The following is a 22,695-nucleotide window of genomic DNA, read 5'->3' as shown; positions in this document are numbered from 1 at the left end:
GGTGATATTTACAAGGGGCGCGCCGATTGTAAGTTTGAAAAACCTGCTGTATATTGCCTAAAAACCCTCAACCAAGATCATCCGTCATGACCCAGACTTCCACGCAGAATTCCACCCAAAAGCCCGAGTGGTGGCGCGAAGCCATCATCTACCAGGTCTACCCGCGCAGCTACCTCGACTCGAACGGCGACGGCGTCGGCGATATTCCCGGCATTACCGCGAAACTCGACTACATCGCCGGCCTGGGCGTGGACATCGTCTGGCTCTCGCCTTACTTCAAGTCGCCGATGAAGGACTTCGGTTACGACATCGCCGACTACTGCGACGTCGATCCGCTGTTCGGCACCCTGGCCGATTTCGACGCGATGGTCGCCAAGGCGCACAGCCTGGGCCTGAAGATCATGATCGACCAGGTGATGGCGCACACGGCCGACGCCCACCCGTGGTTCGTCGAAAGCCGCTCCAGCCGCGACAACCCGAAGGCCGACTGGTATGTGTGGGCCGACGCGGCGCCGGACGGCAACCCGCCGAATAACTGGATGTCGGTCTTCGGCGGCGCCGCATGGCGCTGGGACAGCCGGCGCAAACAGTATTACATGCACAACTTCCTGGCCAGCCAGCCGCAGCTCAACTTCCACAATCCGGACGTGCAGCAGGCCCACCTGGACGCGCTGCGCTTCTGGCTCGAGCGCGGCGTCGACGGTGTGCGCATGGACGCCTGCAACTACCACTTCCACGACCTTGAGCTGCGCAGCAACCCGCCGGCCACCAAGCGCGACACGGCCTCCGTCACCGACGTCAACCCCTACGGCATGCAGGCGCACATCTACGACAAGACGCGCCCGGAGAACATCGCCTTCCTGCGCAAGATCCGCGCGCTGCTCAACGAATACGGCGCGGTCTCGATCGGCGAGGTCGGCGCCGACGACGCCCTGGGCTGCATGGCCGAGTACACCGCGGACGGCGACAAGCTGCACATGGCCTACAGCTTTAATTTGCTGACCCCGGAATTCACGGCAAGGCACATCCGCACCCAGGTCGAGGAGTTCGAAGCGCGCGTCAAAGGCGGCTGGGCTTCCTGGTCGGTCGGCAACCACGACGCCATCCGCGTCGTGACGCGCTGGAAGGGCGAGGATGCGCCGGTGTCGTTCGCGGCGATGGTGCTGGCGATGCAGCTGTCCTTGAAAGGCACGCCCTGCCTGTACCAGGGCGACGAGCTGGCGCTGCCGGAGGCGGACGTGCCGTATGAACTGCTGCAAGACCCGTACGGCATCACCTTCTGGCCCGAATTCAAGGGCCGCGACGGCTGCCGCACGCCGATGCCGTGGACGAACGAGGCGCCGAACGCCGGTTTCACCAGCGGCACGCCGTGGCTGCCGGTGGCCGAGCCCCACCTGGCCGCCGCCGCCTCGGTGCAGGAAAACGATCCGGGTTCGGCCCTGAACGCCGCGCGCCGCATCATTCACTGGCGCCGTTCGCTGCCGCAGCTGACGCGCGGGGGCATCTCCTTCTTCGACGCGCCGGAACCGGTGCTGGCGCTGCGCCGCACGCTGGACGGCGAGCCGACCGTGCTGGCCGCGTTCAACCTGTCGAATGCGCCGGTCACGTTTGATTGGCCGGAGACGGCCTCTGTGCAAGACCTGGAAGGCCACGGCCTGCCGGGCGAAGCGGCGGGCGGCAAGGTGACGCTACCGGCCTACGGCGCCTGGTTCGGCACGACGGCCTGAGCGCCGGGAGAGCCGCCCATGCGGGCGGCTCAAGCGCCTGAATTTCGGCAGGGTGGACTCCTGGGTCCACGCGGTACATGACGCCCGCTCAGGCTTCGCTGTCGCACACGCGGTCGCGCCCGGCCGATTTGGCTTGATAGAGGCGGCGGTCGATCCGGTCGAGGAAGACATCGGGTGCGTCGTCGACGCCGGGCACGATGCTGCCGATGCCCATGCTGACCGTCACCAGGCGACCCACGCCCGAACGGGCATGCGGGAGCTCCTGCTGCCGCAGCAGCTTGCGGCAGCGCTCGGCCACGCCGCGCGCGGTGTCCTCGTCCGTGGATGGCAGCAGCAGCACGAATTCCTCGCCGCCCAGGCGCGCGCACAGGTCGCCGGTGCGGGAGGCCGCGGCGTCGATGGCCTGGGCCACGCGGCGCAGGCAGTCGTCGCCCTGCACGTGGCCGTAATGGTCGTTGTACTGTTTAAAGTAATCGATGTCGATCACCACCAGCGACAGCGGCTCGCCGCTGTCGCGCGCCCTGGCCCATTCGGCGGCGTACAGGGTGTCGAACAGGCGGCGGTTGGCGACGCCGGTCAGGCTGTCGCGGTAGGACAGGATCTCGAGTTCGCGCTGTAGTTGCAGGATCTTGTCCTCGGCCTGCTTGCGCGCCGTGATGTCGAACATGAAGCCGACCAGCGAATCGACGCTGCCGTCCGGGCGCCGCACGACATGCACCACGTCGCGGATCCAGACCTGGTCGCCATCGCGCGTGAGCGCCCGGTAGTCCGCCTCGTGGTCCACGCCCTGCTGCGACTGGGACACACAGAAGTCCACGGTTTTCTGGCGGTCCTCTTCATGAATGCGGTCGGCCCAGTCGGTGACCGACTGCCAGCTCGACGGACTCCAGCCCAGCAATTGCTCGATTTGGGGACCGATATAGGTAAAGCGTAAGGTGCTCCACTCGATGCGCCAGGGGATCGCGCGGGTCGATTCGAGCAGGGTGCGATAGACACCGGGGTCGTCGCAGGCGACGGGCTGGGAAGGAGGGGGCCAGGCGGTCATGGTATGCACGGTGAATGAAGGTGGGTCGATGATTACTGGAAGCATGAACTTCGGTCAAGCATCATCGCCGCCACCCCCTTGCAGTGAGTACGCCGGACAACAGGCAGGGCACAGCTACGCTAATCCGCCGATTTCAACTGCACCCGGTGGATCCTGCGCCGCCAGTCGTCGAGCGGCAGCACCGTATCGTCCTGCAGGTCCTCGACCAGGATCTCGCCGCCTTCATAGGCCACCAGGAAGCTCTCGCGCCGCTGCACCGACTGCTTGCGGTTCTCCACGAAACTCATCTGCCAATAGCGCTTGCCATTGAGCATGCGCGGGGTCGGGTCGTCTTCGATGATCGCGCCATGCGCCTGGCCGCGCGAGCGCTTCTCGATCTCGTCCGACCAGGCCTTGACCTCCGGCAGCGCCAGCAGGGCGGCCATCGCCTGTTCCTTCGTCAGCGCAGGGACCGGCGCGGGCTGGACGACGCTCGGGTCCGGCGCCGGCGGCGGGGTTGCCGGCTTGTCCTTGCAGCCGGCGAGGGCGGCGGCGAGCAGGGCGGAACACGCCAGCAGGCGCAGGGAAGCAGGGGCAGGAAACAGGCCGCGTGGCGTCATGGAAAACCTCGTGAAAGCGAGCGGCCATACTAGCCGAAGTGTGACCGCCGGGCAATGATCGGGCCGTCCGCCGCGCGCCGGCAACGGGTGCTAGAGTCGAACCTGCCCAAGAGGAGAAACGACGATGACCCCGTACCGAACCGCCGCCGCCATCCTGCTCGCTGTTGCCCTGCACGGCAGCGCCGGCGCCGCGCCCGATCCGCGCGCCCAGGCCGAGATCGCGCACCTGCTCGACTACGTGACCAGGCCCGGCTGCCAGTTCCAGCGCAACGGCAGCTGGCACGACGGCGCCGAGGCCAAACGGCACCTGCAGAGGAAATACGATTACCTGCTCAAGCGTGACCTGGTCACGAATGCCGAGTCCTTCATCGCGCGCGCGGCCTCCGAGAGCAGCATGAGCGGCAGGGATTACCTGGTGCGGTGCGGGGAAGGGGAGCCGGTGGCCAGCGCGGCGTACCTGACAGGGGAGTTGGCGCGGTTTCGGGCGCGGACGGGCAAATAAAACCTGCCCTCATACCGGTAGGGTGGAGCGGGCGGCGATCCGCTCCTGACTCCACCGCGAGCACACCAGCGCTGCTGTTCAGTCCGCCGCCTCCAAACCGTTTTCCTCACACCAGCGGCGCAGCGCGCTCCGTGTGGCGTCGGCATGAAAACGTTCCCAGGCTTCTCCGGCGCCACGCTCTTCCAGCAGGCGGGCGAAGCCTTCGATATCGCGCTCGCGGAACTGGTCACGGACGAGGGACTGGTCCTCGGCCAGGTGCGCGGCGGCGAAGCGCAGCACGAGTTCGTCGCCGATGCCGAGGGTGCCGGCGGGCGGCACCGGCACATAGCGCCCGTCGTCGCCGGAGGAGGAGGGCATCGGCGCCTCCTCGTCCATGTACTCGTCGTTCAGCAGGTGGACCATGCCGGTGTCGCGCGCCACCATGGCCGTCACCGCGCCCCCGCCATCCTCGACCAGCATGGCCGCCTGTTCGAGCTCATCCAGGTTGACTGTTGACATGGCTGATCCTGTGCAAATCGTCGGAGGCAGACAGTATGCGGCGCTTGCGCGCGATCCTGCGCACGGTTGAACAGGACCTATTGCAGCGTCCGCTTACGACCCGAAGCGGACATTGTTAGGTGGAAGACAGAGGCAAACTTCTTTTCGAAAAACCTTGCCCCACGCCGATAGGTGCGATTACCACTTTCGATGAAAAGGTAAGGTTAGCGATCTTTACATAGCCAAGCTTCATGAACTCATCAATGTACCTGCTCGCATCGATCCGCTTGCACTGAAGAGCGTGGCGAGGATCTGCGAATACAACAACCTCGTTGTCAGAGATGTAGTCCTCGAGAAGTCGGTCACACAAGCCGCGATCCAGTGCGCCATCTTTCATAAGATGACGCCAGGGTTCATTTCCTCCGGTTTCATGCTGGAAGAGCCGGTGCATCGCAGAGGTGATCTCACGAGGTGTCATAGGTGGTCCAAGGGTGCCATCGCTGAGTCAAACAACTACCTTGCTCATGTCCGCTTCTGGCCGTTTGCGGACCTAGTGTAGCGTCTGCTAACGACCCAAACCGGACCTCATTAGTGAAGCTTATCTGGTTCACCTGTCTATCCAGGCCTGGAAGAATACATAGGGTATAAACAGCAGCAACTCGAACTGTCTGGGGGCGACGATCCAAAGAGCGAGCAGTAAGAAGATAAGGAATATGACAAGGTAGCGTATGGTTTTCTTCATGTGGAAGCAGAATTGTTCGGCGATTAAGCCGTACGCGTGGACCATTAGATGATTGGTCCAAGGTCCGCTCTTGGCCGTTTGCAGACCTGCCCGCTGCGTCGGCTTTCGAGTTATTAGGGGAGATTCGATAGCCTTACTAACCGATGAGGAATCTCGACTAAAAGCAACTTTGCTCGATCATCTTCGGCTCGTCGACTTGGATTACCTTATTGTCCAATGTTCTGAATTTGAACCATATAAAGCGTCTCTGCGGGCACATCAGCTCGAAACTTGCCTTGGAGCAGGACTGGAACTTTACGGGTACTTCTACGCCATTGTCCACAAGCGTTCTATAGTCATACGCCTGCTTACACGAATAGCCTGCAGCTTCGATCTTCCGCACTGCCGCTGCGTGATCCATGCCCATGGGGTAGAGTTGCGCGTACTCGGCTTGATAGGTGGCCATGTCGACTCGAGTGAGCGCACCGCATCCGCCAAGCATTACCATCCCTGCAAATGCTGTAGGGATCATAAGGTAACGAAACGAAGCTCTTATCGTTTCTTCGCAAAAGTTAAAGATGAGCTGAGTTGGCATGCGTTGCTTCCAAAAAGGTTATGACAAGGAGCGGTCGAATCGGATAACCGATTCTGGCCGATTGCGGACCTATTGTAGCGTCCGCTTACGACCCAGGGCAGACGTCTTTACACCCTTATAGTTCCGCGCCTTCGGTGTCTTTGGATCGATGCGGCTTCAAAACAGCGCGCCCTGCGGGCTGGTAAGGCGCGTGAAACTGTCGCCGACGAAAGGCAAGATGCCGTCGGCGACGGGTTCCAGCTGCTTTACCAGATAGTGTTCGTAGTCGATCGGCGACCGCTTCTCTTCCATCCAGGCTTCCATCGGTTCGGGCCCGGCGGTCGTCATCAGGTAGCGGATCCAGCCGCCGTTGCGGTATTGCGCTCCCCGGCCCCGGGCGATATGGAAGTCGTCGGCGATGCGGGCGGCGCGCACGTGGGGCGGCACGTTGCGCTCGTATTCCTGGAGCGGCCGGCGCAGGCGCTTGCGGTAGACGAGCAGGTCGTCAAAGTCTCCGCGCAGGGTGCATGCGACGTAATCGCGCACGTACTCCTCGTAGGGTTCGCGCCGGAAAATGCGGCCGTACAAGCCCTGCTGGAACTGCTGCGCCAGCGGAGTCCAGTCGGTGCGCACCGTTTCCAGGCCCTTGTACACGATCTCCTCGCCACCGCCGGGCGTGCCGGTCAGGCCGGCATAGCGCTTCTTGCTGCCTTCGTCGGAGCCGCGCACGGTCGGCATCAGGAAGCGCCGGAAATGGGTGTCGACCTCCAGTTCGAGCGCACTCTCGAGCCCGAGCTCCTCGCGCAGGCGCGTACGCCACCAGCCATTGACGTGCTCGACCAGTTCACGCCCGATGCGCAGCGCATCGCTGTCGGCATAAGGTTGGGCACCAGTGCCGCCGAGCCACACGAAAGTGGAATCCGTGTCCCCATAGATGACCTGGTAGCCGCGCGCCTCGATCAGCTCGCGCGTGCGGTGCATGATCTCGTGGCCGCGCATGGTGATCGAGGACGCCAGCCGCGCATCGAAGAAGCGGCAGCCGGTGGTTCCGAGCACGCCGTACATGGCGTTCATGATGATCTTCAGCGCCTGCGACAGCGGCTGGTTCCCGGCGCGCTTGGCGGCCTCCCGGCCCTCCCACACGCGCGTGACGATGCCGGGCAGGCAGTGCCGGATGCGCGAAAAGCGCGCGCCGCGAAAGCCCGGCACGGTGTCGGCGTCAGGCTCCTCCAGCCCCGCCACCAGCCCCACCGGATCGATCAGGAAGGTGCGGATGATCGACGGGTAGAGGCTCTTGTAGTCGAGCACCAGCACCGAATCGTAGAGGCCCGAACGCGAATCCATGACGAAGCCGCCCGGACTGTCCGCACCGGGCACGTCACCGATGTTGGGCGCCACCCTGCCCAGGCGGTGCATCAGCGGGATATAGGCGTGCTCGAACGCGGCGACCGATCCGCCGCTGCGGTCCGCCGCCAGGCCGGTGACGCTGGCGCGCTCCAGCAGGAAGGCCATCAGGTTGGTCTTGTCGAAGATGCGGGTGACCAGTTCGCAGTCCTTCAGGTTGTAGCGCGCCAGGGCCGGCTTGTCCTGCGCGAACATGCGGTCGATGGACGCCATGCGGTCGTAGGGATTGTCGATCGATTTGCCCTCGCCCAGCAGGCTTTGCGCCACGTGCTCCAGGCTAAACGAAGGAAAGCTCCAGGTGGCCGAGCGCAGCGCCTCGATGCCGTCGATGACCAGCCGGCCCGGCAGCCCTGCGAAATAGCGCGCATCCCGTTCCGTGCCGGCCTTGGCATTGGTGCGCCACTCCATCGACGTGCCGCCCCGGCCGATGCGCAGTGGATGCCGCAGGCGTTCGGCGTGCTCCTGCAGCACGCGCAGGTCGAACCCGATCACGCTCCAGCCGATGATGGCGTCCGGATCATGGCGCGCCATCCACGCTTCCAGTTTCTCCAGCAAGGCCAGGCGCGTGTCGCAGTACTCGAGATCGAAGTCGAGCCCGCTGGGGTCGCCATTCGGCGGCCCCAGCATGTACACCTGGCGCTGGCCGCAGCCTTCCAGGCCAATCGAGCGCAGCTCGCCCTGCATGGTGGTTTCGATGTCGAGCGAGACGGTGCGCAGCCGCGGGCGGTAGCCGGGCGCCGGTTTCACGTGTCCGGCCAGCAGCAACGCGGGGTCGCCAGGGGCCGGCGTGCCCGTAAACGCCACCGGCGCCGTGATGAAGCGCTCCATCAGGTAGCGCTCGGGCGGACGGATGTCCGCCTCGTAGACGTCGATCCCGTGCTCGCGCAGGCGCTTCTCCAGCCGCAGCAGATGACGGTAGTGGCGGCAATACAGGCCAAGCACAGGACGCCCGCGAAAGTCGCACAAGGCCAGCGGGCGCAATTCGACACCGCGTTCCCGCTGCAACAGACTCCTCACCGCCGCCTCCTGCTCGGCCGGGATGAAAGCGACCGCCTCTGCCGCCGGGAGGCGCAGGCGGCATGGACCGTCGTCGGTGGCGAGCCAGAGCTCGATCTCGACGCCGCCGCTCCCATCGTCGCCGTGGTTGCCGCGGTGGTTGCCGATATCGCGCCAGTGGCGCGTCAGCAGGAAACCCTGCGTCGCTGTGTCACTCATGGATAGTCATGTGTTGCGATTCGATCCACCGCGCTAAAGGCGGCAGTTTATCAAATCCCTTGAAAGGCCCAACAAAACCGTTCGACATACCGCTGGAAGATGAGCGAGCGCCGCCACGTCATGCCGCTGCCGCAGCCGAGTTCACGCGGCAGATGTTCCCAGGGCATTCCAGTCTTCAGGATGAACAGGATGCCAGGACTGTCGTCACGGGTGAACCCTTCGAACAATCCGTGTTCGGCAATGAAATGCTCCAGATCGTCCGGTAGGGTGATCGTCCTCGTTGGCGGAAGAATGTGAACGGCCGCTCCCGGCCGATAGCGGACGGCCTGGATGGCTCCGTGTACGACCTTGTCGCTCTGACGAGAAGAAGGGGGGCAGGCGCGCTCAGCCCGCCAGCTGCAAGCCATGCTCCGCGCACCATCCGGCCAGCACCGCCCGTGTCTGCGCCTCGCGGAAGGCATGCCAGCGGTCGGTGAGCCCGCGTTCCTCGACCAGCTCGCTGAAATGGCGGTAGGCGTCGGAGCGCTTGAACATCTGGCGCACGCGGTCGGCATCTTTTTCCATGGCCGCGTCGGCGAAATCGAACACCAGTTCGAGGCCGAGGTCGAGCGTGCCCATGTGCGGAACGGGGACATAGCGCTGCGAGGTACCGATGTCGTCCGGCAGCGGGGCCAGTTCCTCGTCGACCAGCTCGGAGCGGATGTGCACCTGGCCCGTGTCGAGCGAGACCCAGGCCGCGTCAAGAGTGCCCGGTTCGGACACGATCAGCACGGCGTCTTCCAGGTCGTTTGCGTCTACTGTAGGCATTGTCATCTCCAAAAGTAAAAAAGCCTGCAAGGCGCTAACCTTGCAGGCTTCATTTTGCAGCACAGCGCCGGAGAACCGGCGCGGGCCTGGACAATTACATCATGCCGTCCATGCCGCCCATGCCGCCCATGCCACCCATGCCGCCCATGCCGCCGGCTGGCTTGTCTTCAGCCAGTTCCGAGACCATGCAGTCGGTGGTCAGCATCAGGCCGGCGATCGACGCTGCGTTCTGCAGGGCCGAGCGGGTGACCTTGGCTGGGTCCAGCACGCCCATTTCGACCATGTCGCCATAGGTGCCGTTGGCGGCGTTGTAGCCGTAGTTGCCCTGGCCGGCCAGGACGCCTGCGACGACGACCGAAGCCTCTTCGCCGGCGTTCTGGACGATCATGCGCAGCGGCTCTTCCATGGCGCGCAGGACGATCTTGATGCCGGCTTCCTGGTCCGGGTTGTCGCCGGTCACGTTCAGGTTGGCGCGGGCACGCAGCAGGGCGACGCCGCCGCCTGGCACGATGCCTTCTTCAACGGCTGCGCGGGTAGCGTGCAGCGCGTCTTCCACGCGGGCTTTCTTTTCCTTCATTTCGACTTCGGTGGCAGCGCCAACCTTGATCACGGCAACACCGCCGGCCAGCTTGGCCACGCGCTCTTGCAGCTTCTCGCGGTCGTAGTCCGAGGTCGCTTCTTCGATCTGGATACGCACTTGCTTGACGCGTGCCTCGATCGATTCGGCGGCGCCGGCGCCGTCGATGATGATGGTGTTCTCCTTGCCGACTTCGACGCGCTTGGCCTGGCCCAGTTCAGCCAGGGTGACCTTTTCCAGGGTCAGGCCGACTTCTTCGGCGATCACCTGGCCGCCGGTCAGGACAGCGATGTCTTCCAGCATGGCCTTGCGACGGTCGCCGAAGCCAGGGGCTTTCACTGCAACGGTCTTCAGGATGCCGCGGATGTTGTTGACGACCAGGGTCGCCAGCGCTTCGCCTTCGATGTCTTCGGCGATGATCACCAGCGGACGGCCGGCTTTCGCCACTTGCTCCAGCACCGGCAGCAGGTCACGGATGTTCGAGATCTTCTTGTCGCACAGCAGCACGAATGGGTTCTCGTGGATCGCGACTTGCTTGTCCGGGTTGTTGATGAAGTAAGGCGACAGGTAGCCGCGGTCGAACTGCATGCCTTCGACGATGTCGAGTTCGTCGTTCAGCGACTTGCCGTCTTCGACGGTGATGACGCCTTCCTTGCCGACTTTTTCCATCGCTTCAGCGATGCGCTCGCCGATCGAGTAGTCCGAGTTGGCGGAAATGGCGCCGACTTGGGCGATTTCCTTCGAAGTGGTGCATGGCTTGGCGATCTTGGCCAGCTCTTCGACGGTGGCGGCGACGGCCTTGTCGATGCCGCGCTTCAGGTCCATCGGGTTCATGCCGGCGGCAACGAACTTCATGCCTTCGCGCACGATGGCTTGTGCCAGCACGGTCGCGGTGGTGGTGCCGTCACCGGCGTTGTCGCTGGTCTTCGAGGCGACTTCCTTGACCATCTGCGCGCCCATGTTCATGAGCTTGTCTTTGAGTTCGATCTCTTTCGCGACCGAGACGCCGTCCTTGGTGACGGTTGGCGAACCGAACGAGCGGTCCAGCACGACGTTGCGGCCTTTCGGGCCCAGGGTGACCTTGACTGCGTTGGCGAGGATGTTGACGCCTTCAACCATCTTGGCGCGCGCTGCGTCGCCGAAAATTACTTCTTTAGCTGCCATGTTTATTTCTCCGATTTATTCGAAAGTATTCTGTGGGGAGGATTACTTGACCAGCACGGCCATGATGTCTTCTTCGCGCATCACCAGCAGTTCCTGGCCGTCGACCTTGACGGTCTGGCCCGAGTACTTGCCGAACAGGACGCGGTCGCCAACCTGGACTTCCAGTGCACGCAGCTGACCGTTGTCCTGGACTTTGCCATTGCCGACGGCGAGGATCTCGCCCTGGTCCGGCTTCTCGGCGGCTGCATCAGGGATGATCAGGCCGGAGGCAGTCTTGGTTTCCTGGTCGAGACGCTTCACGATTACGCGATCGTGCAGAGGGCGAAGGTTCATGCAAAACTCCTTTAATTTCAGTGGTTTGGACTAGCGTTTGTATGCGTTGTTGCCGTCCCGCCTGGACGTTACGGCTTGAAAGTGGTTGTTAGCACTCTCTACTAACGAGTGCTAATTATAGGGACGACATCTACCTATTTCAAGACGCCATGTTGCTTATTTAACGATGGCGGTTTGCGCTGCCTCAAGCGACGGACTGTCCCGTCGGCTTGCCAGGCCGAGCCTGGCGCAGGCACGAAGCGAAGAGACTAGCACCGAAGGGGGCCATGCCGACACACTGTTGGCAGGCATTTGATCGGAATCAAAGGTAGGGTGGGCTTCGCCCACGCCTCCCACCGCACGCGGCCAATGCCAGGGGGCGCACCGCCAACGTGGCCCCGGCCCGCCCCGCAGCGCAAGAAAGCGCATCGAAGCGCACCGTAGGCTATCATGTTGACTGTCCAACCAGAACGGACCTATAGTTACGAATGATTTCCGAATTCCAAGACCTATCCGACAAGATCGAGCAGCTTGCAGCGCTGGTCGGGACGCTGCGCAACGACAATGCCCAGCTGCGCCAGACCAATGTGCTGCTCAACGAAGTGAACACGGCGCTCATCGAGCGCCTGGTCGAGGCCCAGCACCGGGTCGAGGCGGTGATCGCGCAGTTGCCGGCACCCGAAGGCGACGATGCCGACGATGCGGAAGAAGACGAGCACGCACAGGATGCTGCACCAATGGATACCGAGGCCGCCCGATGATTTTTCTTGACGTCACGATCATGGGCCAGCCCTACCGCCTGGCCTGCAAGGAAGGCGAGCAGGCCACGCTGCGCGACGCCGTGCGCTACCTCGACGGCAAGATGACCGCGCTGCGCGACTCCGGCAAGGTCAAGGGAACCGACCGCATCGCCGTCATGGCCGCGCTCAGCGTGGCCGCGGAATTCCTCTCGGTCAAGTCGCCGCAAGGCCCGCTGTCCGACATGTCGATGCTGGAAGTCAAGCAAAAAATCGAAGCGATGCATACCGTCCTCGACGCCGCGCTCGCGCCGCAAGAAAAACTGTCCTGACGCCCAAATTCGTTTGACATGCCGGTTCAAGCGAGTAAACTGCGAGGCACCCTGCGGTGTTCGAGATTGCCATATATTCCTTGAACCATTTACATGCATAGGTTGCGGGATATGTTCGGTGGGCGTGAGCGTCGCTAGTTCGACGAACCCGAAATTGAATTGACTGTGACCACCTTGAGCCATCAGGTTCGGGATGCCGGCAAAAAACGGCACAGGCGGGGCTCTATTCCACAAAAGCGGTTGCGGCCATCGGCGCGCAGCCGTTTTTTTATGCGCGCACGCTTTTCGCGCCGTGCCCGTATCGCAGTGCCAAATATTGAGCGAGGCCTTGCCGGCCCGCGTTTTTCTTTTTAAAAATGGAGCAGGATCGATGCGCTACTGGTTGATGAAATCCGAGCCGGATGAAGTCAGTTTCGACGACGTTCGCGCCGCGCCGGGGCAAACTGTCGCCTGGTTCGGCGTGCGCAACTACCAGGCACGCAATTTCATGCGCGATGCAATGCAGGTCGGCGACGGCATCCTGTTTTATCACTCCAGCTGCGCCGTTCCCGGCGTCGCCGGGATTGCGCAAGTGGCCAGCACGCCTTATCCGGACGAAACCCAGTTCGATCGCGCCGGCAAATACTTCGACCCGAAAGCGACGCGCGAACAACCGCGCTGGATCTCGGTCGACATCCAGGCAAAGGAAGCAGGGCGCTATTTGCCGCTGGCCGAAATGCGCACCATTCCCGAACTCGAAGACATGGTGCTCCTGCAAAAAGGCAGCCGCCTTTCCATTTCACCGGTGACGCCGGATCAATGGGACCGGATTCTCCAGCTTCTGCGCGGCCAGGCCTGATATCGCCCGGTAAAAACAGGCGCACCTGCCCTCAGCCGAGATTCGGCTCCTGCGCGGCTGCAAGCAGGTAAGTGGCGCTGCCGGCCTGGCGCTGCCGGCTGGCCGCGGCAGGGGCCTGGCGACCGGCGCCGGCCGCAGGCAGGCAGAAGGCGCCCACTTCCCGGGCCAGGAGGTCGGCTTCCTCGCGCAGCGCCTGGGCCGCCGCCGATGCCTGCTCGACCAGGGCCGCGTTCTGCTGGGTAGCCTGGTCCATCTGGCCGATCGCCTGGTTGACCTGCTCGATGCCGATCGCCTGTTCCTGGGTGGCCGCCATCATGTCGCCCATGATGCGGGTCACCCGGTCGACGCTCTCGACGATCTCTGCCATGGTGGCGCCGGCCTGGTCCACCAGTTCCGTGCCGTGGTGCACCTTCTGCACCGAGTCATCGATCAGGGCCTTGATTTCCCTGGCCGCCGCGGCGCTGCGCTGCGCCAGGTGGCGCACCTCGCTGGCGACGACGGCAAAGCCGCGCCCCTGCTCGCCCGCACGGGCCGCCTCGACTGCCGCGTTCAGTGCCAGGATGTTGGTCTGGAAGGCGATGCCGTCGATGACGCCGATGATGTCGGCGATGCGCTCGGCCGAGGTATTGATGGCGGCCATGGTGTCGACCACCTGGGTCACGACCTGTCCGCCCTTGCCGGCCACGTCGGAGGCCGACTGCGCCAGCAAATTCGCCTGGCGCGCATTGTCCGCGCTTTGCTTGACGGTCGAGGTCAGCTCGTCCATCGAGGCGGCCGTTTCCTCGAGCGACGCGGCCTGCTCCTCGGTACGGCTCGACAGGTCGAGGTTGCCGGCCGCGATCTGGCTCGAGGCGGTGGCGATGGTGTCGGTCCCGGCCCGCACGCGGCCGACGATCCGGGCCAGTCCTGCGTTCATCTCGCCCAGCGCGCGCATCATGCGGCCGGTTTCGTCGTTCGCATCGGCAGCGATGTCCTGGGTCAGGTCGCCGCCGGCCACGGCGCCGGCAATGCGCACCGCGTTTTCCAGGGGTGCCACGATGCTGCGCACCAGCATGGTGCCGACCACGGCGGCCAGCAGCAGCCCGAAGCCCATGCCCGACAGGCAGACCAGGCGGATCAGCTCGTAGCGCGCCTGGGAGTCCTGCTGCATGGCCGCGGCCTCGTCCAGCTGTAGCGCGATGAGCTTGTCGATGCTGTCGCCCACCGGCCTGAACAAGGTCCTGAACCGGCCGTGCACGATCTCGCCGGCGCGCGCGGTGTCGCCGCTGCGCAGCGCCTCGACTGCCGGCTGCAGGGCCTGCTCGACGAAGGCCGTCCGGACGCGCAGGAACTGCTGCGCCGCTTCCGCTTCGTGCTCGGCCATCTTGGTCGCCTGGTAGGCTTTCCACTGTTCGTCGATCACGCTGCGGTTGCGCTCGATGTCATCGAGCAGCGCCGGCAGGCGTGCCGGCTCGGCCGTGAGCGCTTCGAACACGTCCAGCTGGTTCCGGTTGAGCCTGCGCACGACCTGGTCGAGCTGGCCCAGGGCGACCAGCCGGTCCTGGTACAGGGAGCGCAGTTCGCCGTTCGCCTGGGCCAGGCCGAGCAGGCCGACCGCGGCGCCGACGACCAGTTCCATGCCGAGCAGCGTGATCAACAGGACGAGGCGCGTTTTGATGCTGATTTTATTGAGTAGACGCATAGGAAAAGTCATGATGTGCAAATTGAACAAACAAGCCGCGGGTAGGCGGGGTTGCGGGGATCAGCCGGCCGCGGCGTGGATCGCCGCGTGCCCGGCCATGGCGAAGGGAGAACCTTTCATCAGGAATTGCTTCAACTGTTCCGGCCATACCGGCCGGCTGCAGTAATACCCCTGGATTTCGTCGCATCCGTTGTCCTTCAAGAACGCCATCTGCTCGGCCGTCTCGACGCCTTCCGCGACCGCTTCCAGGCCCAGCGAATGGGCCAGCGTGATGATGGCGCGGGTGATGGCGGCGCCGGTCGGATTGCCGATCACGTCCTCCACGAAGGAACGGTCGATCTTGAGCACGTCGAGCGGGAAACGCTTCAGGTAACTCAAGGACGAATAGCCGGTGCCGAAGTCGTCGATCGACACCCGCACGCCGAGCGCGCGCAGCGAGCGCAGCACGTCGGCCGCGTCCTCGGTGTCGTGCATCACCGTGCTTTCTGTGATCTCGAGTTCGAGGCTGGCCGGGTCCAGGCCGCTCTCGTCGAGGGCGGCGCGCACCCGCCGGGCCAGGCCGGGGTGCTGGAACTGCTGCGCCGACAGGTTCACCGAGACCCGGCCCAGCGGCAGGCCGGCGGCACGCCAGGTCGCGGCGTTGCGGCAGGCCTCGCGCATGACCCAGACGTCGATCTCGGCGATCATCCCGGTTTCTTCGGCCAGCGGGATGAAGCGGGTCGGCGGCACCAGCCCCAGCACCGGGTGGCGCCAGCGCACCAGGGCCTCGGCGCCTATCATCGGCCCGCCCTTGAGGCAGACGCGCGGCTGGAACTGCAGCACGAATTCGTTGCGCTCGATCGCGTGGTACAGCAGGGTTTCCAGGTTGGCGCGCTCGCGGATCGCCTGCTCCATGGTGGCCGAGTAGGTGTGCGCCTGCGCCGACCCGTCGGCTTGTGCGCAGGCCATCGCCATCTCGGCCATCTGCACCAGCTGCGATGCGGTGCAGGCTACGTCCGGCAGGACGGCCAGGCCGGCGTTGGCCGCCAGGAAGGCGCGCTGCTCGTCGAGCTGGAAGGGCGTGCGCATGCAGGCGAGCAGCGCTTCGGCGAGGGCGGCAGCGTCGTCCAGGCCGGCGCCGCGCTGGACGACGATGAACTCGTTGGCGCCCTGGCGCGCCAGCGTGCCGCCGGGGCCCAGTTGGGCCGACAGGCGCGCCACGCATTCGTGCATGACCTGGTCGCCGCTGGCCCAGCCATGGCCGCTGTTGATCTTGCCGAACCCGTGGATGCCGAGCACCACCACCGCCAGCGGCCGGCCGTCCCGGCGCGCGCCGCCGATCGCCTCGCCCAGCAGCTCGAGCACGCGCTGCCGGTTCGGCAGGCCTGTCAGGGTGTCGCAGCCGCGCTGCTCGGCCAGGGCGCGTTCGAGGCGCCGCTGCTCGGCCGCCTCGGGGACGCCGGCGCGCGGTCCGGGCGCCTGCCCGCTGTCGGCCAGGGTCGCCCGGTACAGGTACAGGCAGCCGAGCGCGCCGTACAGGTGGCCGGCCATGCTGAATGCATTGCCCAGGGCGGGGTAGAGGATGAAGTTGACCTCGCTCAGGGCCATGACGGCCACCGCCGCGGCCAGGCAGCTGTCGCGGTGCATGCGCGTGCGCCGGGCGCGGGCGAACAGGATCAGGGCCGCGCTCGCGTTCATCGCGGCCAGCGCGTATTCCAGGACGTAGGCATGGGCCCGGGCGCCGGCACCGGCACCGGGGCCGAAGCCGGGCGGCAGCAGGCCGGGACGCACCAGCACCAGCCAATAGGCGCAGGCGGCCAGCCCGAGCACGCCCAGCATGCTCAGGCGATAGGCGGCGCGCCCGACCGTGCGGCCGGCCGGCACCAGCGCCGCCGCCAGCAGCGCCAGCGCGCCGGTGCTGCGCGCGACCAGCCAGAAGGCGGCGCTGTCGCGGCCGATTCCGCGCGCGGCCAGTCCGGGATCGGCCGGGATCGCGAGCTGGCCGATGCCGAGCAGGGCGACCGCCAGCGCGGCCGGCGACAGCAGGGCCACGGTGGCCGGCACGCGCGCCCCGACCTGGTGCCAGCCCATCGACAGGATCAGCAGCACGGCCACCGCCGCCAGCACTTCCAGCGCGATATGGGCGGGCAGGTAGCAGCGCGGCAGCCAGGCCGGCAGGCTCGCATTGCCCGACAGCCACGCCGTCAGCAGCGACAGCATGATGGCGAACAGGGCCAGGGGCAGGGCGCCGGGCAGGTTTTTGCGGAAGGTCTTCATGCTGCGGCCTCCGGTTGCTGGAGACGCAGCAGGCGCTCGATCTCGGATGCCGGCACCGGATGGCCGAACAGGTAGCCCTGCATGCGGCGGCAGCCGTGCGCCTCCAGGAAGGCCTGCTGCGCGGCGTTCTCGACGCCGACCGCGGTGACCTCGAGCTTCATCGATCCCGCCAGCGCGATCACGGCGTGGACGATGGCGGCGGCGTCGCCGTCGGTGGCGACGTCGGCAACGAAGGAGCGGTCGATCTTCAGGCCGTGGATCGGGAAGCGCTTCAGGTTGGCCAGGCTCGAGTAGCCGGTACAGAAGTCGTCGATCGACAGCCGCACCCCCATCTTCGACAGCCGCGCCATCGCTTCGGCCGCGGCGCTCGCGCTTTCCATGAGCAGGGTTTCGGTCATCTCCAGGGTCAGCAGGCCGGCATCGCATCCGAAGCGCTGCAACAGCTGCTCGACCTGGGCGGCGATGTCCTGCTGGTGGAGCTGGCGCGCCGAGACGTTGACGCTCATGCGCAGCGGGCCCAGTCCGAGGCGGGTGAAAGTGGCCAGCTGGCCGATCGCGCTGGCCAATGCCCACTCCCCGATCGGGACGATCAGGCCGGTTTCCTCGGCAAACGGCATGAAGTCCGCCGGCGGCACCAGTTCGCCGGCCTCGGTGCGCCAGCGCAGCAGGGCTTCGAGGCCGACGATGCGGCCCGTGGCCAGGTCGACCTGGGGCTGGTAATGCAGGACGAATTCCTCGCGCTGGAGCGCGCGCTGCAGCCTGGCCTCGGTATGCAGGTGCTCCTCGGCGCGCATGCCCATGTCTTCGGTATAGAAGTGGAAGTGGTTGCCGCCGTTCGCCTTGGAGCGGTACATGGCGCTGTCGGCCGCCTTGAGCAGGGCGTTGGCGTCCTGGCCGTCGCGCGGGTAGATGGCGATGCCGATGCTGCCGGTCGGGAACAGCTCGTTACCCAGCAACATCAGCGGCTGGAACAGCTCCGCCAGCACCTTCTGGGCGACCAGGCCGGCGTCCTCGGGACTGGCGAGGTCGGGCAGCACCACCACGAACTCGTCGCCGCCCTGGCGCGCCACGGTATCGCTCTCGCGCAGGCTTTTTCCCAGGCGGCGCGCGATCTCGATGATCATCTGGTCGCCGGCGTCGTGGCCGAGACTGTCGTTGACGTGCTTGAAACGGTCGAGGTCGATGAACATGACGCCCACCATCCGCTGGGTACGCTGGGCCTGGACGATCGCATGCGCCAGGCGGTCCTGCAGCAGGGTCCGGTTGGGCAGGCCGGTCAGCGCGTCGTGGTTGGCCATGCGCAGCAGGGCTTCCTCGGCCTGCTTGCGGCGCGAAATGTCCTCGACCGCGATAATCACCCGCAACTCGCCGCTGACGGCTTCGCGCATGGCCGAGGCGCTGATGGTGACCCAGATCGGCCGGCCGCCCTTCGAGACATAGCGCGTTTCGCGCTGAAAATCGCGGATCTCGCCGTCGATCAGCTGCCGGATCAGCACCCGGTCTTCCAGCAGGTCGCCCTGGTGGGTGATCTGGTGCACGAAGCGCTGCAGCAGCTCGATTTCGGTGAAGCCGACGATCTGGGTCAGCTTGCGGTTGACGCGCACGAAGCGGCCTTCGCGCGACAACAGGGCGATGCCGACCGCGGCCTGGGAAAAGGTGAGCCGGAAGAACTCTTCGCTTTCCTGCAGGCGCAGGCGTGCCTGGCGTTTAAAGGTGACGTCCTGGCCGATCAGGAGCAGGATGTGGCCTTCGGCCTGGCGCGTGCGGCGGATGTTGAATTCGAGGTAGCGCACGCCGTCGGCGTGGCCGTCGATCGTGACCACCACGCCGTCCTGGGGCGCGCCCGAGGCCAGGGCCGTGGCCATGCGCTCGGCCAGTTCGGGCCCCGGGATCAGCGATTCGAGCAGGGGCCGCGCATCGAGCGCGTCGTCCGGGACGCCGAGCATGTCGCGCATCGTCGTGTTCATCGAGCGGATGCGGCAGGCGGCATCGACGACGATCAGGCCGGCCGGCATGCCGCCGATCACCTGCTGCAGGTAGTTCTGGTGCTGGATCACGCTGCGCTGGTCGGCATGGGCATAGGTGTCGAGGGCCAGGCTCATGTCCAGGCACACCACTTTCAGGACGCTGTTGAAGGCCGCCTTGAAGTGTTCCGGCTCGGCGTGAAATTGTTCCCACAGCAGTTCCAGCATCCCCGCCAGGTACTTGCGATAGGCGCCGATATACCATTTCGGCGTCAGGCCGATGCGCTGGTGCACCAGGCCGACCCGCAGGCGCTCGCGCAGGTAGTCCTCGCCATAGTCGCCCGCGGTCAGGCTGCGGAAATAGGCGGCCTGGGCATGCTTGAGCCGCGTCAGGGTGCCGTCGTCCCTGACCAGGGCGCGCAGCTCCGGGAAGCGCAGGATGTGCGCGTAAAAGCCGTCGGAAAACGTGTCGCCGTCCTCGTCGATGAGCTCGTGCAGCCCGCGCAGCAGCGCGACATCCTGCTCGTCGAAGTCGAGGAAGGCCATGCGCGCGGTGGCCTCCTGCTGGTCGATGCCGATTTCGTGCGCAATGGTGTCGACCGGTTCGTGCGGCGAATCTGTCTTCGCCATGGCCTGCTGTGCGTGCTGGAACATCTTCAAATACCCATCATTCTTGCTCGAAGCATAAGTAGTAAGCGGGGGCAAACCGGGGCCGGCGGGCGCGCTCGCCGGAACGGGTCCGGCGCGGCGTGCAGGCAGGAATGGACGTTCGGATCCGGGCGCGACTGCCCGGACACGCTGTTGCAGGCGCCGGCCGCAGCAAGCATGGCCGGCTGGAGAACAAGCTCGTCTATTGGGCTGATGCCGACGCGGCCAGGCCCATGGTTCGCCTTAAGATTTACACAAGGATACAAATGTGAATCTATTGCAATATTGTATATTTGCAACAATATCTGATCAAACGGTTAACTTGATGCAGGTCAAAAACTTGTCGAATAAAAACGAGTCTGCCTTGAGCGCGTTCGTTACCGGCTGGTACGGGGCGTGCGCTGGGTCGCGGTCAGTGCCGCTGGGAAGGGAGGGAAGGTGGGCCGGCGCGGCGCCGGCGCCGTGTCAGCGCTGGGCTGGGGCGTGCTGGGCCCTGGCGACCAGGCCTTCCAGCCGCTCGGTCGGCGCCGGTTGCAGCTTGCCGGCGGCGGAGCGCAGGCAATCGATGACTTCCGCGCGCACGGGCTGGCGTTCGACCACGTTGCAGGTCAGCGCGAGCTCGACGAGGAGGGCGCGCTCCGCCTCCGGCATGCCGGCGATGCCGGGCCAGACGATGGCGAGCCGGTCGAGCGTGGTGTCGAGATGGTCATTGAGCATGTAGCGCGAGCCGAAAAAGCCGAGGACCGACAGGACGACGAGGGGGACGATCAGGAAGAGCAGGCTGGGGGACTTGGTCATGGTCCCGCATGATACTGGACGCTGCCGGAAAAAAGCTTCGCCCGGGCAGGCGGGCGCTTCCTGGCCGGCGCCGTTGCGGCGCCGATACCGGTACCCTTGTGTATCCGACAAGTTGCGCCATGCCGGCTTTTCTCCGGGGTGGCGCCCACAATCCAATGGCATGACACTCAGGTTCAAGGAAAGCCGCTACGCACAACTTCTGCTGCAGATCCACTCCAGCCTGTGGTTTACCCCCGCGCTGGTCGTCATCCTCATGGCGGCGCTGGCGGTCGGCCTGACCGGGTTCGACCGGCATGCCGACGATCTGCTGCGCCAGAAATGGCCGAGGCTGTTCGCGGTCGAGCCCGAAGGGGCGCGCAGCATACTGTCGACCATTGCCGGGGCGATGGCGACCATCGCCGGCGTCGCGTTTTCGATCACGATGGTGGCGCTGGCGCTGGCCTCGAACCAGTACACGTCGCGTGTCATGAGAAATTTCATGCGCGACCGCGCCAACCAGGTCGTGCTCGGGATTTTCATGGGCGTGTTCATTTATTGCCTGCTGGTGTTGCGGACACTCAGCGGCGGGCAGGGCGCCTTCGTGCCCTCGGCCGCCGTGTTCGGCGCCCTGGTGCTGGCCGTGGTCGCGAGCGGAGCCTTCCTGTTCTTCGTCCACCATATTTCGGCAAGCATCCAGGCATCGGACATGGCGCAGGCGATCACACATGAAACCCTCGCCGCGATCGACGAGATGTATCCCGATGCCGCGCGCGACGACAGCAGACCCGCGCCGCCGCTCGGCGCGCGCGCCTGGCATGCCGTTCCATCCCTGGACTGGGGCTATATCCAGTCCATCGCCGAGCCCCGCCTGCTGGCCCTGGCGTGCAGGTATGACACCGTGATCCGGCTGGAATGCCAGGTCGGCGATTTCATCGGCCCCGGCCAGCCGCTGCTGTCGCTGGCGGCCGGACAGGCACCGGACCGGCGCATGGTCGCCGAACTGAACCGCGCCGTGGGCATCGATGCGTATCGCACGATGGAGCAGGATCCCGCATTCGGGTTCCGGCAACTGGTGGACATGGCGATCAAGGCGCTCTCGCCCGGCATCAACGACACCACCACGGCAGTGACCTGCCTCGAGCATCTCGGTGTCGCGCTCGAACACTGCGCGCGGCGCGACCTGGCGCCACGACACTGTCACGAGGGCGGGGTGCTGCGCCTGATCGTGAAACGCGACGATTTCGAGGATTTCGTCACCCTTGCGTTCGGTCAAATCATCGAGAATGCCGAAGGCAATACAACGGTCATGCTGAAGGTATTGGCGACGATCGAAAAAGTCGCGGGCGCCTGTCGCCAGCCGCACATGTCGCATATGCATGAAGCACTGCGGCGCCAGGTCGACATTGTCGAGGAAGTCGCGCTGCGCAGTGCGAAGTCCGCCGCGGCCGGCAGCGCCATCCGCCAGGCGCTCGACAGGGTGCGCAAGCAGGATGCCGAGACCGTGCAGGCCGCCCGCATTGCCGGCTGAACCTGCCGGCCATCCGTCCCATCGCACGCACCGGCACTGCCGGCGACGAAGTGCAGAAACCGCTTGACGATAGTTAGATGGTTAGCTAATAATCGTTGCATGAGCACCGTCTTCAAAGCCCTGTCCGATCCGACCCGCCGCAAAGTCCTGCAGCTCCTGCAAGCCGGACCCATCGGTGCGGGCGAGCTCGCGGCCATGTTCGATGTGTCCAAGCCCACCATGTCGGCCCATTTTGCCGTGCTCGTGGGCGCGGGCCTGATCGAGGCCGAGAAACAGGGGCGCAACGTCACCTACCGGCTCAAGTTGTCGGTGCTGGAGGAAGCGCTGCTCGGGTTTGCGCAGGCGTTTGGTTTGCAGGTCACGCGGCCGCAGGGCGGCCATCCCACCCTTGAATCGGAACAGGAGAAACCATGAAGGCTCACCCCCTGGGACGCGCGCTTGCCGGCGCCGCGTTCATCCTTGCCGCATCCCTCGTTTTGCGCTGGGCCGCGCCCGCCTGGCTGGGCGAGGAGATGGCGCGCCGCCTCCTCGGCGTGCTGCTGGGCCTGGTGGTCGTGGTGTATGCGAACGCCATCCCGAAATCCCTGGTCGCGCTGGCGCGCCTGCGCTGTTCGCCGGCCCGCGAGCAGGCGGCGCGGCGCTTTGCCGGCTGGAGCCTGGTGCTCGGCGGCCTCGGCTACATGGCGGCTGCGCTGCTTGCGCCCCTGGCTTCGATGCACCTGGTGGGCGGCGCCATCCTCGCCGTGGCGCTGGCAGCCGCGATCCTGCGCTGCACGCGCGCCGGCGCCACCATTTCAGGCTAAGGAGCGC

21 protein-coding genes, 1 other RNA gene and 1 pseudogene are annotated in these 22,695 nt (G+C 65.3%); 9 read left to right on the top strand and 14 right to left on the bottom strand.

The annotated features are described in order from the left end of the window. Positions 1-86 precede the first annotated feature (86 nt). A complete protein-coding gene (locus tag ACFPAH_RS06195) occupies positions 87-1,727 on the top strand; it encodes an alpha-glucosidase (RefSeq protein WP_379742221.1) in 1,641 nt (546 codons plus the stop codon). 88 nt (positions 1,728-1,815) lie between these two features. Here ACFPAH_RS06195 and ACFPAH_RS06190 read toward each other — a convergent pair whose 3' ends face one another. After that, complete coding sequence (locus tag ACFPAH_RS06190; RefSeq protein WP_379742218.1) at positions 1,816-2,772, bottom strand: sensor domain-containing diguanylate cyclase; 957 nt, start codon at positions 2,770-2,772, stop codon at positions 1,816-1,818. A gap of 119 nt (positions 2,773-2,891) precedes the next feature. After that, complete coding sequence (locus tag ACFPAH_RS06185) at positions 2,892-3,371, bottom strand: hypothetical protein (RefSeq protein WP_379742216.1); 480 nt, start codon at positions 3,369-3,371, stop codon at positions 2,892-2,894. Positions 3,372-3,495: 124 nt separating this feature from the next. Between ACFPAH_RS06185 and ACFPAH_RS06180 the strand changes: the two genes are divergently transcribed. Next, positions 3,496-3,873 carry a DUF5329 domain-containing protein gene (locus ACFPAH_RS06180; protein ID WP_379742213.1) on the top strand — a complete coding sequence of 126 codons (378 nt, stop codon included), beginning with the start codon at positions 3,496-3,498 and terminating at the stop codon, positions 3,871-3,873. Positions 3,874-3,951: 78 nt separating this feature from the next. Here ACFPAH_RS06180 and ACFPAH_RS06175 read toward each other — a convergent pair whose 3' ends face one another. The 8 genes and pseudogenes from ACFPAH_RS06175 to groES form a co-directional block, all read right to left on the bottom strand. After that, on the bottom strand, positions 3,952-4,371 hold the full coding sequence (locus tag ACFPAH_RS06175; RefSeq protein WP_379742211.1) for a hypothetical protein: 420 nt from the start codon (positions 4,369-4,371) through the stop codon (positions 3,952-3,954). A 115-nt stretch (positions 4,372-4,486) separates the two neighbouring features. Next, entirely contained in the window at positions 4,487-4,828 is a 342-nt protein-coding gene (locus tag ACFPAH_RS06170) for a hypothetical protein (RefSeq protein ID WP_379742208.1), read from the bottom strand. Between the two features lie 421 nt (positions 4,829-5,249). Next, positions 5,250-5,666 (bottom strand): hypothetical protein, encoded by a 417-nt coding sequence (locus ACFPAH_RS06165; RefSeq protein ID WP_379742205.1) that lies wholly within the window; start codon positions 5,664-5,666, stop codon positions 5,250-5,252. A gap of 156 nt (positions 5,667-5,822) precedes the next feature. After that, positions 5,823-8,264, bottom strand: a complete 2,442-nt coding sequence (locus tag ACFPAH_RS06160; RefSeq protein ID WP_379742202.1) for a DNA polymerase II — start codon at positions 8,262-8,264, stop codon at positions 5,823-5,825. Positions 8,265-8,371: 107 nt separating this feature from the next. Then, positions 8,372-8,458: pseudogene (locus tag ACFPAH_RS06155) on the bottom strand (IS5/IS1182 family transposase); the annotation flags it as partial. Positions 8,459-8,648: 190 nt separating this feature from the next. After that, on the bottom strand, positions 8,649-9,071 hold the full coding sequence (locus ACFPAH_RS06150) for a hypothetical protein (protein WP_379742199.1): 423 nt from the start codon (positions 9,069-9,071) through the stop codon (positions 8,649-8,651). Between the two features lie 94 nt (positions 9,072-9,165). Continuing rightward, positions 9,166-10,812 (bottom strand): chaperonin GroEL, encoded by a 1,647-nt coding sequence (groL, locus tag ACFPAH_RS06145; RefSeq protein ID WP_379742196.1) that lies wholly within the window; start codon positions 10,810-10,812, stop codon positions 9,166-9,168. A gap of 42 nt (positions 10,813-10,854) precedes the next feature. After that, positions 10,855-11,145 carry a co-chaperone GroES gene (gene groES / locus ACFPAH_RS06140; protein WP_379720400.1) on the bottom strand — a complete coding sequence of 97 codons (291 nt, stop codon included), beginning with the start codon at positions 11,143-11,145 and terminating at the stop codon, positions 10,855-10,857. A gap of 467 nt (positions 11,146-11,612) precedes the next feature. Between groES and ACFPAH_RS06135 the strand changes: the two genes are divergently transcribed. The 4 genes from ACFPAH_RS06135 to ACFPAH_RS06120 all read left to right on the top strand — a co-directional run bounded on the left by ACFPAH_RS06135 (position 11,613) and on the right by ACFPAH_RS06120 (position 13,031). After that, positions 11,613-11,885 (top strand): hypothetical protein, encoded by a 273-nt coding sequence (locus ACFPAH_RS06135; protein WP_379742193.1) that lies wholly within the window; start codon positions 11,613-11,615, stop codon positions 11,883-11,885. After that, positions 11,882-12,193: a cell division protein ZapA gene (locus ACFPAH_RS06130; RefSeq protein WP_379742190.1), complete on the top strand. Its 312-nt coding sequence runs from the start codon at positions 11,882-11,884 to the stop codon at positions 12,191-12,193. The genes ACFPAH_RS06135 and ACFPAH_RS06130 overlap by 4 nt, the downstream gene beginning before the upstream one ends. A 45-nt stretch (positions 12,194-12,238) precedes the next feature. Further along, a non-coding RNA gene (gene ssrS / locus ACFPAH_RS06125) (6S RNA) lies at positions 12,239-12,419 on the top strand. 144 nt (positions 12,420-12,563) lie between these two features. Then, a complete protein-coding gene (locus tag ACFPAH_RS06120; protein ID WP_379742187.1) occupies positions 12,564-13,031 on the top strand; it encodes an EVE domain-containing protein in 468 nt (155 codons plus the stop codon). A 31-nt stretch (positions 13,032-13,062) separates the two neighbouring features. Here ACFPAH_RS06120 and ACFPAH_RS06115 read toward each other — a convergent pair whose 3' ends face one another. The 4 genes from ACFPAH_RS06115 to ACFPAH_RS06100 all read right to left on the bottom strand — a co-directional run bounded on the left by ACFPAH_RS06115 (position 13,063) and on the right by ACFPAH_RS06100 (position 20,378). Beyond that, positions 13,063-14,712, bottom strand: coding sequence for a methyl-accepting chemotaxis protein (locus ACFPAH_RS06115; RefSeq protein ID WP_379742184.1), 1,650 nt, complete (start codon positions 14,710-14,712; stop codon positions 13,063-13,065). A gap of 60 nt (positions 14,713-14,772) precedes the next feature. After that, positions 14,773-16,968: a putative bifunctional diguanylate cyclase/phosphodiesterase gene (locus ACFPAH_RS06110; protein WP_379742181.1), complete on the bottom strand. Its 2,196-nt coding sequence runs from the start codon at positions 16,966-16,968 to the stop codon at positions 14,773-14,775. After that, a complete protein-coding gene (locus ACFPAH_RS06105) occupies positions 16,965-19,562 on the bottom strand; it encodes an EAL domain-containing protein (protein ID WP_379742178.1) in 2,598 nt (865 codons plus the stop codon). Before ACFPAH_RS06105 ends, ACFPAH_RS06110 begins: the two co-directional genes overlap by 4 nt. A 483-nt stretch (positions 19,563-20,045) precedes the next feature. Continuing rightward, the gene (locus tag ACFPAH_RS06100) at positions 20,046-20,378 is read right to left on the bottom strand and encodes a hypothetical protein (protein WP_379742175.1); all 333 of its coding nucleotides are present in this window, start codon (positions 20,376-20,378) and stop codon (positions 20,046-20,048) included. A gap of 160 nt (positions 20,379-20,538) precedes the next feature. Here ACFPAH_RS06100 and ACFPAH_RS06095 point away from each other — a divergent pair, with 160 nt between their 5' ends. The 3 genes from ACFPAH_RS06095 to ACFPAH_RS06085 all read left to right on the top strand — a co-directional run bounded on the left by ACFPAH_RS06095 (position 20,539) and on the right by ACFPAH_RS06085 (position 22,688). Further along, the gene (locus tag ACFPAH_RS06095; RefSeq protein ID WP_379742172.1) at positions 20,539-21,885 is read left to right on the top strand and encodes a DUF2254 domain-containing protein; all 1,347 of its coding nucleotides are present in this window, start codon (positions 20,539-20,541) and stop codon (positions 21,883-21,885) included. Between the two features lie 99 nt (positions 21,886-21,984). After that, positions 21,985-22,299, top strand: coding sequence for a metalloregulator ArsR/SmtB family transcription factor (locus ACFPAH_RS06090; RefSeq protein WP_379742169.1), 315 nt, complete (start codon positions 21,985-21,987; stop codon positions 22,297-22,299). Continuing rightward, positions 22,296-22,688 (top strand): hypothetical protein, encoded by a 393-nt coding sequence (locus ACFPAH_RS06085; protein ID WP_379742166.1) that lies wholly within the window; start codon positions 22,296-22,298, stop codon positions 22,686-22,688. The genes ACFPAH_RS06090 and ACFPAH_RS06085 overlap by 4 nt, the downstream gene beginning before the upstream one ends. Positions 22,689-22,695 lie beyond the last annotated feature (7 nt).

It is taken from the genome of Massilia sp. GCM10023247, from assembly GCF_042653325.1.
GTDB lineage: Bacteria > Pseudomonadota > Gammaproteobacteria > Burkholderiales > Burkholderiaceae_D > Telluria.
The sequence above is the reverse complement of the archived record's forward strand: the minus strand, read 5'-3'. Positions and strand labels throughout refer to the sequence as shown.

Bases quoted from the DNA above. Each gene is read 5' to 3' on its own strand.
- ACFPAH_RS06195 (WP_379742221.1), top strand. From the start codon at position 87: ATGACCCAGACTTCCACGCAGAATTCCACCCAAAAGCCCGAGTGGTGG.
- ACFPAH_RS06190 (WP_379742218.1), bottom strand. From the start codon at position 2,772: ATGACCGCCTGGCCCCCTCCTTCCCAGCCCGTCGCCTGCGACGACCCC.
- ACFPAH_RS06185 (WP_379742216.1), bottom strand. From the start codon at position 3,371: ATGACGCCACGCGGCCTGTTTCCTGCCCCTGCTTCCCTGCGCCTGCTG.
- ACFPAH_RS06180 (WP_379742213.1), top strand. From the start codon at position 3,496: ATGACCCCGTACCGAACCGCCGCCGCCATCCTGCTCGCTGTTGCCCTG.
- ACFPAH_RS06175 (WP_379742211.1), bottom strand. From the start codon at position 4,371: ATGTCAACAGTCAACCTGGATGAGCTCGAACAGGCGGCCATGCTGGTC.
- ACFPAH_RS06170 (WP_379742208.1), bottom strand. From the start codon at position 4,828: ATGACACCTCGTGAGATCACCTCTGCGATGCACCGGCTCTTCCAGCAT.
- ACFPAH_RS06165 (WP_379742205.1), bottom strand. From the start codon at position 5,666: ATGCCAACTCAGCTCATCTTTAACTTTTGCGAAGAAACGATAAGAGCT.
- ACFPAH_RS06160 (WP_379742202.1), bottom strand. From the start codon at position 8,264: ATGAGTGACACAGCGACGCAGGGTTTCCTGCTGACGCGCCACTGGCGC.
- ACFPAH_RS06150 (WP_379742199.1), bottom strand. From the start codon at position 9,071: ATGCCTACAGTAGACGCAAACGACCTGGAAGACGCCGTGCTGATCGTG.
- groL (WP_379742196.1), bottom strand. From the start codon at position 10,812: ATGGCAGCTAAAGAAGTAATTTTCGGCGACGCAGCGCGCGCCAAGATG.
- groES (WP_379720400.1), bottom strand. From the start codon at position 11,145: ATGAACCTTCGCCCTCTGCACGATCGCGTAATCGTGAAGCGTCTCGAC.
- ACFPAH_RS06135 (WP_379742193.1), top strand. From the start codon at position 11,613: ATGATTTCCGAATTCCAAGACCTATCCGACAAGATCGAGCAGCTTGCA.
- ACFPAH_RS06130 (WP_379742190.1), top strand. From the start codon at position 11,882: ATGATTTTTCTTGACGTCACGATCATGGGCCAGCCCTACCGCCTGGCC.
- ACFPAH_RS06120 (WP_379742187.1), top strand. From the start codon at position 12,564: ATGCGCTACTGGTTGATGAAATCCGAGCCGGATGAAGTCAGTTTCGAC.
- ACFPAH_RS06115 (WP_379742184.1), bottom strand. From the start codon at position 14,712: ATGCGTCTACTCAATAAAATCAGCATCAAAACGCGCCTCGTCCTGTTG.
- ACFPAH_RS06110 (WP_379742181.1), bottom strand. From the start codon at position 16,968: ATGAAGACCTTCCGCAAAAACCTGCCCGGCGCCCTGCCCCTGGCCCTG.
- ACFPAH_RS06105 (WP_379742178.1), bottom strand. From the start codon at position 19,562: ATGGCGAAGACAGATTCGCCGCACGAACCGGTCGACACCATTGCGCAC.
- ACFPAH_RS06100 (WP_379742175.1), bottom strand. From the start codon at position 20,378: ATGACCAAGTCCCCCAGCCTGCTCTTCCTGATCGTCCCCCTCGTCGTC.
- ACFPAH_RS06095 (WP_379742172.1), top strand. From the start codon at position 20,539: ATGACACTCAGGTTCAAGGAAAGCCGCTACGCACAACTTCTGCTGCAG.
- ACFPAH_RS06090 (WP_379742169.1), top strand. From the start codon at position 21,985: ATGAGCACCGTCTTCAAAGCCCTGTCCGATCCGACCCGCCGCAAAGTC.
- ACFPAH_RS06085 (WP_379742166.1), top strand. From the start codon at position 22,296: ATGAAGGCTCACCCCCTGGGACGCGCGCTTGCCGGCGCCGCGTTCATC.